Source organism: Microbacterium sp. DT81.1 (assembly GCF_049844955.1).
Lineage (GTDB): Bacteria > Actinomycetota > Actinomycetes > Actinomycetales > Microbacteriaceae > Microbacterium.
In genome coordinates, this window is sequence record NZ_JBNCMA010000005.1 from 325,264 (window position 1) to 340,427 (window position 15,164).

Sequence of the window (15,164 nt, forward strand, 5' to 3'; positions counted from 1 at the left end):
CGGATCTACCTCGGTCCGAACAGCCGCCACAAGGTGTCGGTCATCTTCCAGAGCAGCACGCCCTGGAACGAGCCGATGCCCCGCACCCGTGTGTTGTGGAAGGACGTGAATCTCCACCCGTCCTCGCCGTTGACCGCGACGAGGGACTGGATGGAGCGGCGTGTCGCGTCGGGCTTCTTCTTGCCCTTCAGCAGCGTTCCACCGCTCGCGTGCACCAGCGCCACGTCCGGGGCAAGGAAGCGCACGCCCGTCACCTCTCCCGTCAAGGCGGAGCCCTTGAGCCACTTCTCGAACAGCGGGCGGTGCCCGCCGACGATGGCCGCACGGCCCTTCTGGTTCACTCCGTCGAAAGCCACGTAGTCCGCGTCCTCCGTGAACAGGGCGCCATATCGTTCCGCATCACCGGCCGCCCAGGCCTCGAGCAGGCGGCGGAAGAGCTCGCGGACGGCTCCCTCATCGCCTCCGCGCCGGCCATGCTCGTCTGTCGCGAGATGGGAGTGATATTCAGGGGTCATCGGGGCTGCCTTCTCTAAGCGTGTGAGTGTCTAACGATCTTAGATATCTATCCTGTGAGAGAGTAGGACGAGCTCGGTCGGACGTCAAGCCGAGTGGCAAGGGACCTGCGGAGGCTTTCATGGCGACATCACCGACCGGGTCGCGCGGGAGAGAAGAATTGGTGCGGCAGTTCTTCGAGCAGATCCAGCGCAACAGCACGTGGACGGTGATCTTCCACCAGGCGCTCGCGGTGAGTCTCGGGCTGAACGGCACCGACCTGAAGTGCCGCGGACTCCTCGACGAGACGGGACCGATCACCGCCGGCGAGCTCGCCGAACTCACCGGACTCACCACGGCGGCGGTCACCGGCGTGATCGACCGGCTGGAACGCGCGGGCTTCGTCGAGAGGGCCAAGGACCCGGCGGACCGTCGGAGGGTCGTGGTGCGCCCTCTCGATGCGGAGAGGCGATCGGACGGCACGGGGGACCGCTTCATGCCGCTCACCAACTCGACATCCGCCCTGCTGGAGGGTTACAACAACGAGCAGCTCGAGCTCGTTCTCGATTTCGTTGAGAAGAGCACCGCGCTGATGCGCTCCCAGACGCTCGCGCTCCATGCCCGCAAGGCATCCGCGCGATAGAACCGGCAGACACGGCCGTCCGGCATCCCTGGCGTGCGCCGACGTGGCGCTCCGACCTGGAGCTTCAGCGCGTCAGAGCGGCAAGGTCGGCCGGATCCGCGCCGAACGCGATCAGCCGATCGCGCATCGCGGCCGCCGCGATGTCATAGGGGCGCTCGCTCCCCATCAGCAGTGAGCGGGCATTGGCCTCGTTGTCGAGGGCGATGACCTCGAAGGCGAGCTGCTCGACCTGACCGGCATCCGCCGTGATCTCGCCCTTCTCCGCCGCGTACCGCAGCTGTGCCTCGAGGTAGCCGTACCACTCGCGCAACGCTCCGCGTACGGCATCGCGCACCGGGCCTGGCTTGGAGTCGACATCCGCCGCCGTCGCCGCGAAGAAGCATCCTCCCGAGAAGACGCGTTCGCGGGAGTAGTCCAGCGCACTGCGCAGCAGTGCGGAAAGACGCCGGATGCCGCGGTCCTCGGCGCGGGCACCGTCGACCACGCTCTCCTGGAAGACCTGCCGAGCGGCCTCCACTGTGGCGAGCTGCAATCCCTCCTTCCCACCGAACAGCGTGGCGATGCTGCTCTTGCTGAGTCCGGATGTCTCCGCCAGGCGTCCGATGGTCAGCCCGTCCAGGCCGTCCGTCGAGGCGAGGTCCGTCGCGCTCTCGAGCACCGTGCGGCGCGACGCGTCGCCGCGGGCCCGGCGGCGGTCCTGTACGAGAATTTCCGACATACCTCTAGTGTACGAACGATCGTTCAGATAGCCTACGTACGATCGTTCGTATTCATTTTTTGGAAAAGGAGACATCGTGGTTTCGAGCTTCACCGTCATCCGCGGAGGCATCCGCGCAACCTCGGCCGTGTCGCCCCGCTTGGCGGGCCGCTTCACGACGCAGGCCTTCTCTCTGACTCAGCCCCGGATGCCGATGCGCGAAGCCGACGCGGTCACCCACTTCGCCGCCCGGCGCGGCATGCTGCGAGTCCGGTCCGACGATGTGACGACGTACCGCTGGGGTGCCGGCGACCGCACAGTGCTGCTGCTGCACGGCTGGCGGGGCCGCGCCTCGCAGTTCGCGCCGGTCGTGCGCGAGCTCGTCTCCGAGGGATTCCACGTGGTGTCATTCGACGCCCCCGCCCACGGCGACTCGACAGGACGGCGCACCGACATCAGGGACTGGATCGAGGCGACCGAGCAACTGCAGCGCGCGCACGGGCGCTTCAGCGCCATCATCGGACACTCCTTCGGAGCGCTTGCCGGCCTTACGGCTGCGCGCAACGGAGTCACCACCGGAGCGGTCGCCGCGATCTCGGGGGCCGCAAGCCCGGATGCGTTCCTCGGCCAGTTCGCGGCGGCGCTCGACCTCGACGCGCCGACGAGGGCTGCCTTCGGACGCTCCTTCCGCGCCCGGGTCGGCGAGGATCAGGCATCCGTCTTCGCCCGCTACGACGCCGTCGCAGATCCCCTTCCCCCCGCGGTGGACCTTCTCGTCGTGCACGACCGTGGCGACCGCCAGATGCCTCCGCTCGACTCGCAGCGCCTGCACGCGGCGCACGGCGCGCGTTCGCGGCTGCTGCTGACGGAGGGGCTGGGGCACAACCGCGTGCTCTCGGCCGATCCGGTGCTCGACGCGGTCGTGGCCCTGACGACCGGCGGCCTTCCGGCGATCGACGCGCTGCGCGGCGACGAGCGGGAACCGGTCGCGGCGTAGGCGGCTCGGCGCCGTTGAGGGCGCGCTGGCCGGTTTCTGGCGCCGTCCTGGACGACGCGCTGCCCTTTCTGTCGCGCGCTGCGCCAATCCGCGCCGCGCGCGACAGATTGTGCAGCGCGTGATCGCGGCTAGGGATGTAGCGGCCCCGGCGGCCCCGGCCGGCCGCGGCTGTGGCGGCCCCAGCTGTAGCGGCCCGGGCTGCCTCGGCGGCCGCGACCTCAACAGCCCGCGCCTGCGGCGTGCCGGCGCCCGGTCCCCCGGGCCGGCGGGCCTCAGCCGCCCGTGGCGCCGGCGTCGGTCGTGCCGACGTCGGTCCGGTGGAAGTTCTGGAACGACCGAGAAGCGGTCGGACCGCGCTGCCCCTGGTAGCGGTTTCCGTACGGGCCGGAGCCGTAGGGGTTCTCGGTGGGCGAGGACAGGCGGAAGAAGCAGAGCTGCCCGATCTTCATACCGGGCCACAGCTTGATCGGCAGTGTCGCGACGTTCGAGAGCTCGAGCGTGACGTGGCCGGAGAAGCCCGGGTCGATGAAGCCGGCGGTGGAGTGGGTGAGCAGCCCGAGGCGACCGAGCGACGACTTGCCTTCGAGGCGGGCCGCGACGTCGTCGGGAAGGGTCACGAGCTCGAAAGTGCTTCCGAGCACGAACTCACCGGGGTGCAGGATGAAGGGCTCGTTCGGCGCCGTGGAGATCAGGTGGGTCAGCTCGGGCTGGTCCTCCGCCGGATCGATGTACGGGTACTTGTGATTGTCGAACAGCCGGAAGTACCGGTCGAGCCGCACGTCGATGCTCGATGGCTGGATCATCTCCTCGGCCGATGGTTCCAGCCCGATGCGCCCGGCGGCGAGTTCGTGTTTGATGTCGCGGTCGGAGAGCAGCACGCGCCCAGCCTAGCGAGGCGGAGTTCACCGGATGCCGGCTGCGGCCGGACATGACGCAGGAGTTCCGCAAGCCGACGCGCCCGAGCCGGCCAGACCACGGCGGTGACCGACATCCAGCCGCGGAATCTCCTGCGTTGTGCGCGCGAAGATCGCGGCAGCGGTCGTTTGTTATGCTGGGCGGGCGCCGCAAGGCCTGCCGGGGATGTAGTTCAATGGCAGAACTTCAGCTTCCCAAGCTGATAGCGCGGGTTCGATTCCCGTCATCCCCTCCACAAGTTCCGCCAAATCCCGCGGAATTCCTCCGGCGTCTCGCCACAGCACACCACGTGGTGCCACAGCTATGTGTACATCTATGTGTATACCGATGGCGGTAGTCTCGGGGGATGCCGAAGGCTCGTGAGCACGGTCAGGGCGCCCTCTACTGGGTGGAGTCCCGTGGAATGTGGCGCGCGGTCGTCGACGTCGGTTTCGACCCGGAAACAGGCAATCGACTCCAGAAGGCTCGGATGTCGAAGACGAAGGACGGCGCCGTCAAGAAGCTGAACCTGATGCTCCGCGAGCGGGACTCGATCGGTATAGTGCTTGATCGCTCGACCCGGGTGCGCGACCTGGCGGCATCGTGGCTGACGGATGTGGCCGACCGCTCCCGACCACACACGCTCGCGAACTACCGGTCCCACGTGAAGGGCAATATCCTGCCAACGCTGGGAGACCGCATCGCTGCCGACCTCACCCCTGCCGACATCCGTCGCATGCACGCCGCCATGCGCCTCCGCGGTGTCGGCGATGCCACCGTCGCAGGCGCGCACCGCACTCTCGTCAGTCTGCTCGAGCATGCTCGGGCGGAGCGGATTATCGCCGACAACATCGCCGCACTCAATCCCCCGCGACGCACGCGACCATCCAAGGTCCGATCGTCGCTTTCCCGCGAGGAAGCCAGGGCACTCCTCGCCCTCGGGGACGCGCGCTGGACCCTTGCGCTGCTCACGGGTTTGCGCAGCGGAGAGGCGCGCGCGCTGCGCTGGGCAGACATCGATCTCGGGAAGGGCGTCGCGCAACTGTCGTGGTCGCTGACGGATGGCGCATTCACACATGGGTGCGGCGGCTCGTGTGGTCGGAAGCAAGCGGGTGCGTGCCCTCACCGTCAGATCGTCGTCGCGCCTGACCTGGATTCGGTCCTCCTGGAAGGTCGGCACCTGCTCGTTCGGCCCAAGAATGGGACGGCCCGCGAGATTCCGCTTACCGATGCGACCGTTCAGCAGATTCGGTCGCTCGCTGACTCTGGCACCGCCCCAAACTCGCACGGACTGGTCTGGCACCGCGCAAACGGCTCCCCGAAGACAAACGCCGACGATAATGAGGACCTGCGCGCGGCTCTCTTGAGGGCAGGTGTGGATCGTCCGGGTGCCACCACGCACTGGCTCCGACACTCCTACGTGACACTGTCCGAGCACGCCGGCATTCCGTGGGCCGCGTTCTCCGGAGTAAGCGGACACAGCAGCCCGGAAGCGTCCGACCCTTACCGTCATGTGCTGACGTCCGAAGGACGGCGGGCGGTTGAGAACCTCTCCGCGTGGGTGGAATCGCTCTAGGGACGCAGTTGCACCGGGCGATTCCGCCCTTCTGCGTAGGGTGTTCACCCCTCCCCGCCGGGACCGGGTGGCTCAACGCCGGTCGGTCTTCCGTTGAGTAGCCGGTCGCGTTCACGTGACCGTGCTCGCGCAGTCCGACGAATATCGCGTATGCAGAGGGTCAGTGCAACGATCCCCCCGAGCAGGTATCCCCAGTTCGTGAGGCCGCGGCCGGGTCCTTCGGCGAACGTCAAGGGACGAGGTCCTTCGGTGAGGTACACGATCAATACGACGCCCCAGAACAAGAAGGCCACGAATGCGTAGACGATCACGGACGCACGCATCGGGTGGAGCACGATGGCGGCGAGCTCGGCCGATTGACGGTCGATCCCTGTCAGCAACGCCGATTTCGCGGGCCGTTCGGGTGCGAGCGACTTGACGATAGCTTGATCCTCGGAAATCGCCTTGCGGAGCTGCGCCGCACGGCTGGACCGGAGGAATCCGCCCACCACCGTCGTGATGGCCGTCACGATCCCGACGAAGACCGCTACCCACTCGTTCGTTGTCATGGGCACACCACCTTGCTCGTCCTACGAGCGAGTTTCCCAGGGACTCAACGACATCTCCATCCCAAAGCAGCGCGTTTGGGGCCGAGCGGCCCGAGGTGCCGACGTTATGCCGGCATCAGGCTCCGTGGGCTTCTGGTCGGCGACCGGTTTGCGGGCCTTGTCCTGCCGCATGGGCCAGCACTCATTGAGCCAATCGTCGGCTAGAACTCGCCGATGGCGAGCCCAAGCCTCAGATACAGGTCCGTGACCGCCTCATTGTTGACGCGGTATCTAACCCAGACCCCCTTGCGGCTCTCGCTCATGGGAGGGTCTGCGATCACTATGCGCGAGGCCTCGAGCTCGGCCAGGTACGGCTGGACCGTGGTCGGTCCCAGCTCGAGAGCCTGGCAGATGGAGCGGATGGTGACGTCCGGGTTCTCGCGGAGAGTGCGCACGATGCCGGCCTTCACGAGGTTTCCCAGGATAGCGACGGGCTCTTGCGCGTCTTCGGATCCGGCAGGCTGGGCGAGTCTGGGCACAGGGCCATTCTCCCCCACGCGATCCCCACACCGCTAAGGCGAATAGCTTCCCACGACATCAATCTGCCGTGGGAACTCGAATCACTGGCTGCGCGCCATCAAGAACCGCAAGGAGGTGGCGGTTCCTCCTCCTGATGAGGCGACGAAAGTAGGGAACGAGGACGATCGCTTCGGCAAGGAAGCCGAACACCGGCGACGCGAGAGTGACGACGTCGATCATCACCGTCTCATCGGCATCGCGTCGGAACAGGTGGCGGTGATGGAAGGATTTGAACGCTCCCCTTACCTGCTCGTCGGTGAAACTGTGTGGACGATCCAACTCGGTTATCCGAGACGTGTGGGTGAACCACAGCCCGAAATGCCGCCCGCGCCAGGTGACAGTCTGTCCAAGCGCGATGCTTCCAGAGGTGACACCCGCGACGGGGCGAGCACCCGATCGGCCCATCGATCTTGACGTCTCATCGATGCTCAAGGAGACGTCGAACAGGCGCTCGATGGGGTGCGGTGTCCGGGTGACGACGGTGAAGGTGCTCGGCATTCTCTGATCAAACGTAAAGGCGTTGCGTACGCCGGCCACGGATGACGCGGCTGAAGAAGGCGTTAGTGAGACCGAGCGCTACGAATATCGCCGCGACGCCGCTGACGACCTGTGCCGCTTGGTACACCGGGACGTACGCAAGCGTCACGATGGCGAGCCCAAAGCGAACGATGGCGAGCCCGAAGCCCAGCAAGAGAAGCAGGGAAGTGGTGCGGGCGCTTCTTTCGCTGGAGCGGCTTCCAGTCAGGAGCGCGGGAATCAGAACGATGGCAACGTAGGCGGCATAGGCGGTCGCGATCGCGGCGTAAACCCGCACCAGCGGATCCGCGAGGTCTGCCTCCATTCCGGGCACCGGCGTCGCATCGTAGACAAAGGCGAAGATGACGACTTCAGCGATGAAGAGCAATGCGAACGCCATGAGGCCTGGCAGCCCAGAGATCAGCCGTCGGGCATCCGCTGAGTTGTAGGCGCGCGCGATCTGTGTTCCCGCGAGCAGCAGACCAAGGAACAACGCCAGCTTCGAAATAAGGTCCGCCCAATTGGGCACCGGCAGCAGAGGGTTCAACGCGGCGTACACGGCGGGTGTGATCAGAACGAACGCAATGACGATCGCCGTTGCGGCGAGCATGACGATGACATTTCGACCGCGAATGGCGCTTGGCAGTCGGGTTAGCGCAAGCGCCAGGAGGATGATGGCGAACAAATAGGCGATGAGCATGGGAAGCCTCACTTCGCTGAAACGAACTACAGGCTGGCAGTGTACGCCTCGGTCACCCCAGAGTGTCCCGGATGCGCTGAGCCGCTTCTTCGTCGGCCTCGAGGCGGCGGGCCGCCCGTTGCGCGGCCGCGATTCTTGAGGTGACGAGGTCATGTAGGGCGGAGTCGCGGAGTTGAGTCATCGCCGCGGCCCGCGCGTTTCGCGTCCAACCGGCTTCATCAAGAGTGACAACGCCAGCAACCGCGAGGCCGCTCACGAGCGAGGTGTTCGCGATGCGAGCCGCCTCGACCAGGGCTCGCGGCGCAACTTTGTTCGTTGTGATCTGCGCGGACAGATTGGAAGGGGCGATGGCCATTCGGCCAGCAAGTGTTCGTCGAAGGTCTCCCGGGTCCACCGCATCGATCCACTGGCGGAGGCCGTCCGGGATCGGCGGCTCCGGCCACGTCTGCATCGTCGCCAACGTCTGCCCGTTGTCGGGCCGGCGCCGTCTCAACAGCTCGAGAAGGGCGTCATCCACGGTGACCTGTGAGAGAACCTCCACCGCCAGCGGCGGCCGAACGCCGGCCCCAAGATCCGCGTATTCAGGAAACTGGGACAGGACGCCGACTGGATCGAGACGGAGGGCGCGGGCCGCGCGGATGACCACCCCCTCTTGCACTCGGCCCCGTATGAACTGCTTCTGCAGCGTGGGGCGAGCCAGTCCGATGACCTGCGCGATGGCAGCGGTGTTGCCGGGAAGGCCCGCGTGCGCGGCCCACTGTCTGAAGGCCCCGGCAGCGACACTCATCGATTGGTATCTCCCTGCCAGTCAAGACGCACGTCGGAGGCCCTGACGAGAGGAAAATAGTTACAACTTTCGGGCCAGTTATGTATTCTGATCACCCCAGCACAGAAGGGTCACATCAGATGCTGGCACTCTACCTCTCATAAAACGCGCGCCGCCTCCGCGGTGCCGCGACCGCGCCATTCGGCTCGGCGCTCATCGCCGCATCTAAATTGGGCGTTTACATCGAATCCATACGGCTATACAGTATGGTTTATCCAGCATCCAAAGCACTTGGAGGAGCGTAGTGAATCCGTCGCAGTCGCAGTTCGAGGCCCGGACCGGGGTCGCACAGGGAACCCTTCGGGTCACCCGATTCGCCGGTCGCGGACTCACGACGGACGCCGGGCAAAGCCGGATCGACGCGTGCATCGCCACCGTCATGACTCGTGCCAGGGAGGTGCGATGACGCCGCGTCCGAATCCGAGCCGACGCGGCCTGATTTGGGCAGCGGTCGGTGCCCTGGTGCTGGTCCTCGGAATCGTGGCCGTCATTGTGGGCTCCGTCGTGTCGCAGTCACCTCCGAGTCCAGCACCCAGCGGTAATCCCAGCGAAGGATCGAGGATCCCGACGCCTACCATCGCCGAGCCAGACGGAGAGGTCGTCGACCCGACGGCTGAGGATCGTGGCTGGACGCCAGAGCCCATCACAACGGATGCCGAGACGTACATCCGTGCGGCGCTGGCTGCCGCTTCCACCTTCGACACGACGAAAGCGACACGCGATGAGTGGCTGGAGTATCTGGACTCGTGGTTCACCCCGGACACACGGTACGGCGAGACTGACCGGCCGGCACGGATGAAGGCCGCTCAACTCGAACTCCGTCAAGGAGTTGTGCTGCCTCAACAGGATTGGGACTCGCTGGCCGGAGAAGACGGTCGCGTCGTTGCGGCGGCCGCGGGGGAGGTGGAGTTCGTTCCGGTAACGGAGGATCCCTCGGGTGACATGTCGATCGGCACGGCTGACGTTGCTTTGGTGTTCACGCGCTCGGATGGCGGAGACGGCGCAGCCTCGTACGAGGAGTCAGTACGTGTGAGCGTTCAGGTGCTGTGCGGCGAAGGCTCGGTACCGACCCCGGACTCGGCGCAGACGGTTGGGGACTGCAAGGTGGTCCGCTACTTCACGGAGCCGTTGGAGCCCTGACATGGGTGCCCTGGTTGCCGCCGCAGCAGCCCTCGGGAACACGAGGACTGGACGGAGGATCCTGACCGGGGCGATCGTCGCGGTTCTGCTGGTGGTCGCGTTCGCGAAGGCGCCGCTCGTCGCGATCCCCCTTGCCGTCGCCGGTGCTGGGGCCAGCACTGCTGTGACCAGTGCTCATCCCGCTCCGGCGCCGGCGAACGGGGAGTGGGCGTATCCCCTCACGGGGGTGTATTTCAAGGGCCGGGGTTTCGGTTACAACCCGGTCAAGGGGTGCGGTTACTGCTCGACGGATCACAAGGGTTATGACATGGCGCAAGGCTGCGGCGCCACCGTCTACGCTGCGGGTCCGGGCACGGTTCTAACCGCCGGAACCTATCAGGGCTACGGGAACACCGTTCGCATCGACCACGGTGACCGCCTTATCACCCTCTACGCGCACATGCAGTGGGCCTCCCTTCGTGTCGTCGTGGGCCAGGAGCTCGTTGCCGGGACACCGCTCGGCGCCGAAGGAAACACTGGCAAGTCATTCGGCTGCCACCTGCATTACGAGGTGCAGAGGTCCGGGACCTCGGTCGATCCGCAACCGTTCATGGCCGCCCTCGGCCTCCCTCTCAAGTAGCCACCAGCAAGGAGCGCACCATGTTCGCACGACAGGCACCGACCGACGTCGACGTGCCCGACATCCAACCGGACTTCACGGCGCCCTTCTTTCAGGGCTTCCAGGTCATCGTGTCCTACATCCTGGCCGGGGCGATGCTTGTGGTGTTGGCGATGCTGATCGTCGCCGGTTCGGCGCTCGCGTTCAGGGGCGTCGGGTCAGAACGCGTCCGCACGTGGGCCGGCGAGAACATTCTCTGGATCTTCCTCGGGGCAGCCGTGCTCGGCGCCCTGAACGGTCTCTTCGCCTGGTTCGTGAATTTCGATTTCGGCTTCTGATGCGAATCGTGCCCGCTCTTGTCATCGGCCTCCTCCTCGGCGCCGGCCTGGCTCTGGTTGCGCTGACTCCCGCATCCGCGACCACGCTGGCAACCGTGTCCGCACCGCAGGGACCGGTCGTCGTAATGGAGCTCGTCTCCGGAGCGCCATGGTCGGCGCCCGCTTACCCGGTTGACTGCCAAAGTGCGAGCGGGCAGGTATCGTGCACACCCACGGATCCGGCGAACGTCACCGCCCAGCAGTGCTTCAAGGACGTGCTCTACCAGGGCCGACTCACCACGGTGTGCACCACCTACGAAGGGCACACGCAGGAGCTCCAGAACGGGGGAGGTACTCCCCTCCTCGTGAAGTACGGATGCAGTCTGGGCGACGTTGTTTGTCTTACCTTCGAGAACGCCGGTCGTGGGCTCGCTCTCTCGGCGACGGCCATGATGTACGTCGTCGGGAACAGCATGGAATTCGACACCAGCACTCTGCTGTGGTCCGCCGCCGTGGGCGAGTGGTCGTTCTGGCAGTGGGCGATCCTGATCATCACGTTCGGTGGGATGGCGTGGGCTGTCGCTGCAGCCATCGTCTCTCGCGACCGCGAGGAACTCATCGGAGCTCTCATCCGATCGTTCATCGCGATCCCTGCGGTGCCGATCACCTTGTGGCTGACTGGTCACCTGCTCAACGCGATCGATGACATGACCTGGTACATCATGAACCGCAACGGGCCTCTCGCTCTGTTCTCGACATTGCAGTCGGTGATGTGGGCGGGCGGCCAGGCGAACTACTTCTTCGCGTTCCTGATTCACGGACTTTTGATGATCGGGATGCTGCTGCTCGTGCTCGTCTTCGCGTTCCGGAACATCGTGCTTGCTGCGCTGATCGCAGTAGGACCAGTGGCCTGGATGCTCTTTCCTGTGCGGGGTCTCGGGCCGCAGTGGGTGGTGCGGTACGTCTCCGCGGTGGCGGTTCTCCTCCTGACTGGGCCGCTCACGATCGGCTTCATCACGCTGATTGTGAACGGTCTGGCGAACATCAAGACGATCTGGGATCCCCAGTCGTGGCCGCTAATCGTCGGCCTGGCTCTAGTGGCCTTCGCCCCGTTTGCGATCTTCGGACTGTTCAGCTTCGTGGGCGCGGTCGCTGCCGACGGGGTGGGGTCACGGCTCGGTTCCCATGGTGCTCACATCGCATCCAACGCGGCGCGATCGGCAGTCCGCATTCCGACTCGTCTCGGCGGCTCGCCATCGGGCGTACGACCGAACCAGAGTGGCCCAGCCTCAGCGCGACCGCCTGAGGGACCTCGTACAGGGTCCGCCGCTAGCGTGCCGCGGGGCCCTTCCTCTCCCTCGCAGGCGAGCAACGGTTCAGCGCGGCCCACGCCAACGGCGGGCACGCCTTCTCCCGAGGCATCCACCTCTCATCCGCACCGCGAGCCCGCGCAATCTCCACCAGCTCCGCCGCATGCGGCGGCTGAAAGGACGCCCTCATGACTTCTGCTCACGATTTTGCGCGTCCGGTCCGTCTCTCTCGCCGATCGCGACAGGGTGTCGTGATGGGGATGGACCCCTGGCAGTTGACATTTCTGAGCGCGTCGGCCCTCGTCCTGCTGATGGCGGTGAACAGGTTCGGTCCACTCGGCTTGCTCTACGGCGCTCCCTTCTACCTCGGATTGGGTGTCGCTGCGCTGACCACCATCCGTGGGATCTCGACACCCAAGATGGCCGGCCTCTGGCTGATGAAGCAAGCTCGGCACGCCGCCGGCGCCACTAAGAACGTCTACCGTCCGGAGCGCCGACAGCTGGTCGGGACGTTGAACCTGCCGGGTACGCGTGCGTCGATCCAGCTGTGGGAAGTCGACAACGTCGCCGCCGCGTACAACCCGCACGACCGGTCGGTGTCGGTGATCGCGGAGCTCGAGGTCCAAGGGTTCCTCATGCATGACATCCCAGAGCGGTACGACCTCGCGGAGCAGTTTGATCGCGTCCTCGGGCCGTTCACCCAGCGCCCGGGCATCAAGCGGGTAACGCTTCAGGAGCGGACTCTGCCGACCACGATCCGCGCCGCCAGGGAGCACTACGATACCGTCCGCCTGTTGCGGCGGCTGGACCCGGACTCCCCTGTCGCGCGCAACTACGAGAATGTGATGGACCGTTCGGAGCGGTTCGAGGTAGCGCACCGCAATTACATCGTCTTCACCCTCGACTTGATCGCGCTCGGCGCTCAACTGAAATCCCTCGGCGGTGGCAAGGACGCGATCCTCGCCCTCGCGGCCATCGAGACCGGGAACCTCGCCGACGCGCTCGGCTCCGCGAAGATCAAGGTCCGTCGCTGGCTGTCCCACCGCGATGTGGCCGCCTTGGGTCGTCTGGCGTTTGATCCGGAGTTCGCCGCGACCGTTCAGAATCGCCCCGACGATGTGGCCGGGGTTGACCTGGTAGCGATCGGCCCGATGTACCTGGAGGAGCCGAGGGGTCGAAACGGCATCGTGCTCACCGATTCGGGGGTGCACACCACGATGTGGGTGCACGAGTGGCCGCGCTCCAATGCTCCGGTCGGGTTCTTGTCCCCGATCGTGTTTGCCAGGCACCCAAACACTGGCGAGGCGATCACCCACATCTTCTCCATCGTCCTCACCCCTGTGCCGGTTGCGAAGGCCCTCAAACGCATCAGGGAGGAGAAGAAGGTGTGGCGCGGCAACGAGAACCTGCGAGCGAAGCGGAGCGCGGACGGATCGGCAGCGGATGCTGCGGATTGGCGGGCGCTGGAGCAGCAAGAGCAGGAGATCGCGAACGGACACGGCGAGTTCCGGTACGGCGCGTACCTCACCGTCAGCGCCCCCGACGAGGAGCGCCTCGATCAGGCGATGGCTGGGATGCGCAACGCCCTCTCGCGTGCGGGGATGGAGGGGCAGATCCTCTACTGCCAACAGGCCGAGGCGCTGATGGTGAACGCCCTCCCGATCGGGTTGGGAATGAAATGACTCGCCACTCTCTCACCTTCACTCCCGCCGGTAGCACCCGTGCGGAGAAGCGCGCCCTCGCTCGCGAGGCGGCCCGTGCGGTGCAGGAGGAGAAGCCAACTCGCTCTACCCGCAAGGACCGTTCGCTGCCTGAACCGGCGGTCGCGGGACCGTTCGGACCGGGGATCATTCAGGGCGGCTATTGGAACCCGGCCAAAGCGCAGATTCCGCCGCACCAGGCAACCTCCCAGCACATCGCCGGAATCTACCCGTTCGTCGCCGACTCCGGCCTCGGGCATCGCGGGCCTGTCATCGGCGTCGACCTGAACGCCGACGCACTCTGGCACTTCTCCCCTTGGGAGTCCTACATCGACTCATCCGACCGCGGCACGTTTTCCACCAACATCCTCGTGCTCGGCTCATACAGGTCCGGAAAATCCGGATCGATCAAGGCTCTCACCACCCGGTCCATCGCGTTCGGCCACCAGGTGGTGGTCCCGTCCGACCCGAAGGGTGAGTGGGTCGCCGTGGCCGAGGCGATTCCCGGCGGGCGGGTGATCCGACTCGGCGGCGGCACCGGTGCACGATTGAACCCACTCGACCGTGGGCCTCGGCGATCGGATGCGTCGGACGAGCAGCACGAGCACATGGTAAAGCAACGCCGGATCGGCACGCTGATCGCCCTCGTCGAGATGACCCTGAACGGCCGACTCACCGCCGTCGAGCACGCCGCGATCATGGATGCTTTGGACCGCTGCATCGTCCGCACCGGCGACCGGCCGACCCTTCGCGGCGTCTATGACGAGATGGGGCAACTGGCCGCTGAGACGGACGCTGCGTTCCGCGCAGCGGAAGGCGCGGTGCAACCCCGCTTCGTGCTGCGCCGGTTCGTGGAAGGTGACCTGTCGGGACTGTTCGAGGAGGAGTCGACAGTCGAATTCGACCAGGACGCCCCCATCGTCGTCACCGACACGTCAGAGTTGTTCGCCCGCGGCGACCTCGCGGCGCAGCTGACGCAGGTGTGTTCGACGGCCTGGATACAGGCCGTCATCAGCGACCGCGGCGCCCGCCGCACCCGCTATGTGGTGCGCGAAGAGGGCTGGCGAGATATGTCCTCCCTGGCATCCCTGCAGATGTTCCAGCAGTGGCTGAAACTGTCCCGTCATTACGGGATCAGCAACATCGTGATCCTGCATAAAATGGGCGACCTGGACGCGGTCGGCGACGCCGACTCCCTCGAACGCTCTCTCGCCTACTCGATCGTCGGCGACATCGAGAACAAGTTCATTTTCCGCGTTAACCACCAAGAGCAGGTCTCACTCCGGGAACGGCTCAGCCTCCCAGCGCCCCACGTAGAGATGGCCAGGCAACTGCGCAAAGGCGAGTTCCTCGCGTACGTCGGGCAGTACTCCTATCTCGTCGACTGCTTCGCCACCTCAACGCCATGGGAGTACGAGCTGTTCAAGACCGACGACGCCGTGTCTCCCGCTGACCGTGACGACCACGAACTCTCAGACATTGACGTCAGCGAGATCGAACGGCTCTGGCCAGAACCGATCGAGCCGGATGCCGGCTTGGAGGGGTGGCTGACTCCGATTGAAATCCCCGTTGAAAGGCAACAGTGATGAGCATTGTGACCCATCCACGTGCGTTCGCGACCGTGATTGGACGGACTGCAACGTTCGTCGGGC

General features: G+C 65.7%; 17 protein-coding genes and 1 tRNA gene. 10 read left to right on the forward strand and 8 right to left on the reverse strand.

Annotated elements, in window-relative coordinates; all coding sequences use genetic code 11:
• Positions 1 to 5: 5 nt before the first annotated feature.
• Positions 6 to 515 carry an SgcJ/EcaC family oxidoreductase gene (locus tag ACLQ2Q_RS15390; RefSeq protein WP_425821401.1) on the reverse strand — a complete coding sequence of 170 codons (510 nt, stop codon included), beginning with the start codon at positions 513 to 515 and terminating at the stop codon, positions 6 to 8.
• A 119-nt stretch (positions 516 to 634) separates the two neighbouring features.
• On the opposite strand from ACLQ2Q_RS15390, the gene ACLQ2Q_RS15395 reads away from it, so the two are divergent.
• Positions 635 to 1,135, forward strand: a complete 501-nt coding sequence (locus tag ACLQ2Q_RS15395) for a MarR family winged helix-turn-helix transcriptional regulator (RefSeq protein ID WP_425821403.1) — start codon at positions 635 to 637, stop codon at positions 1,133 to 1,135.
• Positions 1,136 to 1,199: 64 nt separating this feature from the next.
• Here ACLQ2Q_RS15395 and ACLQ2Q_RS15400 read toward each other — a convergent pair whose 3' ends face one another.
• Positions 1,200 to 1,853, reverse strand: a complete 654-nt coding sequence (locus ACLQ2Q_RS15400) for a TetR/AcrR family transcriptional regulator (RefSeq protein ID WP_425821405.1) — start codon at positions 1,851 to 1,853, stop codon at positions 1,200 to 1,202.
• 76 nt (positions 1,854 to 1,929) lie between these two features.
• Here ACLQ2Q_RS15400 and ACLQ2Q_RS15405 point away from each other — a divergent pair, with 76 nt between their 5' ends.
• Complete coding sequence (locus tag ACLQ2Q_RS15405) at positions 1,930 to 2,829, forward strand: alpha/beta hydrolase (RefSeq protein ID WP_425821407.1); 900 nt, start codon at positions 1,930 to 1,932, stop codon at positions 2,827 to 2,829.
• 272 nt (positions 2,830 to 3,101) lie between these two features.
• On the opposite strand, the gene dcd is transcribed toward ACLQ2Q_RS15405, so the two are convergent.
• A complete protein-coding gene (gene dcd, locus ACLQ2Q_RS15410; RefSeq protein ID WP_425821409.1) occupies positions 3,102 to 3,707 on the reverse strand; it encodes a dCTP deaminase in 606 nt (201 codons plus the stop codon).
• A 198-nt stretch (positions 3,708 to 3,905) separates the two neighbouring features.
• On the opposite strand from dcd, the gene ACLQ2Q_RS15415 reads away from it, so the two are divergent.
• Together ACLQ2Q_RS15415 and ACLQ2Q_RS15420 are read left to right on the forward strand one after the other, a co-directional pair.
• A tRNA-Gly gene (locus ACLQ2Q_RS15415) sits at positions 3,906 to 3,979 on the forward strand.
• Between the two features lie 168 nt (positions 3,980 to 4,147).
• Positions 4,148 to 5,299: a tyrosine-type recombinase/integrase gene (locus tag ACLQ2Q_RS15420; RefSeq protein ID WP_425821411.1), complete on the forward strand. Its 1,152-nt coding sequence runs from the start codon at positions 4,148 to 4,150 to the stop codon at positions 5,297 to 5,299.
• 44 nt (positions 5,300 to 5,343) lie between these two features.
• On the opposite strand, the gene ACLQ2Q_RS15425 is transcribed toward ACLQ2Q_RS15420, so the two are convergent.
• From ACLQ2Q_RS15425 to ACLQ2Q_RS15445, 5 genes are all read right to left on the reverse strand, one after another.
• Positions 5,344 to 5,847: a hypothetical protein gene (locus tag ACLQ2Q_RS15425; RefSeq protein ID WP_425821413.1), complete on the reverse strand. Its 504-nt coding sequence runs from the start codon at positions 5,845 to 5,847 to the stop codon at positions 5,344 to 5,346.
• Positions 5,848 to 6,047: 200 nt separating this feature from the next.
• Positions 6,048 to 6,365, reverse strand: a complete 318-nt coding sequence (locus ACLQ2Q_RS15430; protein WP_425821415.1) for a helix-turn-helix domain-containing protein — start codon at positions 6,363 to 6,365, stop codon at positions 6,048 to 6,050.
• A 58-nt stretch (positions 6,366 to 6,423) separates the two neighbouring features.
• Complete coding sequence (locus tag ACLQ2Q_RS15435) at positions 6,424 to 6,903, reverse strand: SRPBCC family protein (protein WP_425821417.1); 480 nt, start codon at positions 6,901 to 6,903, stop codon at positions 6,424 to 6,426.
• Between the two features lie 7 nt (positions 6,904 to 6,910).
• Positions 6,911 to 7,621: a hypothetical protein gene (locus ACLQ2Q_RS15440; RefSeq protein ID WP_425821419.1), complete on the reverse strand. Its 711-nt coding sequence runs from the start codon at positions 7,619 to 7,621 to the stop codon at positions 6,911 to 6,913.
• A gap of 52 nt (positions 7,622 to 7,673) precedes the next feature.
• A complete protein-coding gene (locus tag ACLQ2Q_RS15445; RefSeq protein ID WP_425821421.1) occupies positions 7,674 to 8,408 on the reverse strand; it encodes a hypothetical protein in 735 nt (244 codons plus the stop codon).
• Positions 8,409 to 8,849: 441 nt separating this feature from the next.
• Between ACLQ2Q_RS15445 and ACLQ2Q_RS15450 the strand changes: the two genes are divergently transcribed.
• The 6 genes from ACLQ2Q_RS15450 to ACLQ2Q_RS15475 all read left to right on the forward strand — a co-directional run bounded on the left by ACLQ2Q_RS15450 (position 8,850) and on the right by ACLQ2Q_RS15475 (position 15,098).
• Complete coding sequence (locus ACLQ2Q_RS15450; RefSeq protein ID WP_425821423.1) at positions 8,850 to 9,587, forward strand: hypothetical protein; 738 nt, start codon at positions 8,850 to 8,852, stop codon at positions 9,585 to 9,587.
• A 1-nt stretch (position 9,588) separates the two neighbouring features.
• On the forward strand, positions 9,589 to 10,206 hold the full coding sequence (locus ACLQ2Q_RS15455) for a M23 family metallopeptidase (RefSeq protein WP_425821425.1): 618 nt from the start codon (positions 9,589 to 9,591) through the stop codon (positions 10,204 to 10,206).
• Positions 10,207 to 10,226: 20 nt separating this feature from the next.
• Positions 10,227 to 10,523, forward strand: a complete 297-nt coding sequence (locus tag ACLQ2Q_RS15460; protein WP_425821427.1) for a hypothetical protein — start codon at positions 10,227 to 10,229, stop codon at positions 10,521 to 10,523.
• A gap of 8 nt (positions 10,524 to 10,531) precedes the next feature.
• Positions 10,532 to 12,004 (forward strand): hypothetical protein, encoded by a 1,473-nt coding sequence (locus ACLQ2Q_RS15465; protein WP_425821429.1) that lies wholly within the window; start codon positions 10,532 to 10,534, stop codon positions 12,002 to 12,004.
• Positions 12,001 to 13,494, forward strand: a complete 1,494-nt coding sequence (locus tag ACLQ2Q_RS15470) for an SCO6880 family protein (RefSeq protein ID WP_425821431.1) — start codon at positions 12,001 to 12,003, stop codon at positions 13,492 to 13,494. The genes ACLQ2Q_RS15465 and ACLQ2Q_RS15470 overlap by 4 nt, the downstream gene beginning before the upstream one ends.
• A 506-nt stretch (positions 13,495 to 14,000) precedes the next feature.
• A complete protein-coding gene (locus ACLQ2Q_RS15475; protein ID WP_425821433.1) occupies positions 14,001 to 15,098 on the forward strand; it encodes a hypothetical protein in 1,098 nt (365 codons plus the stop codon).
• Positions 15,099 to 15,164 lie beyond the last annotated feature (66 nt).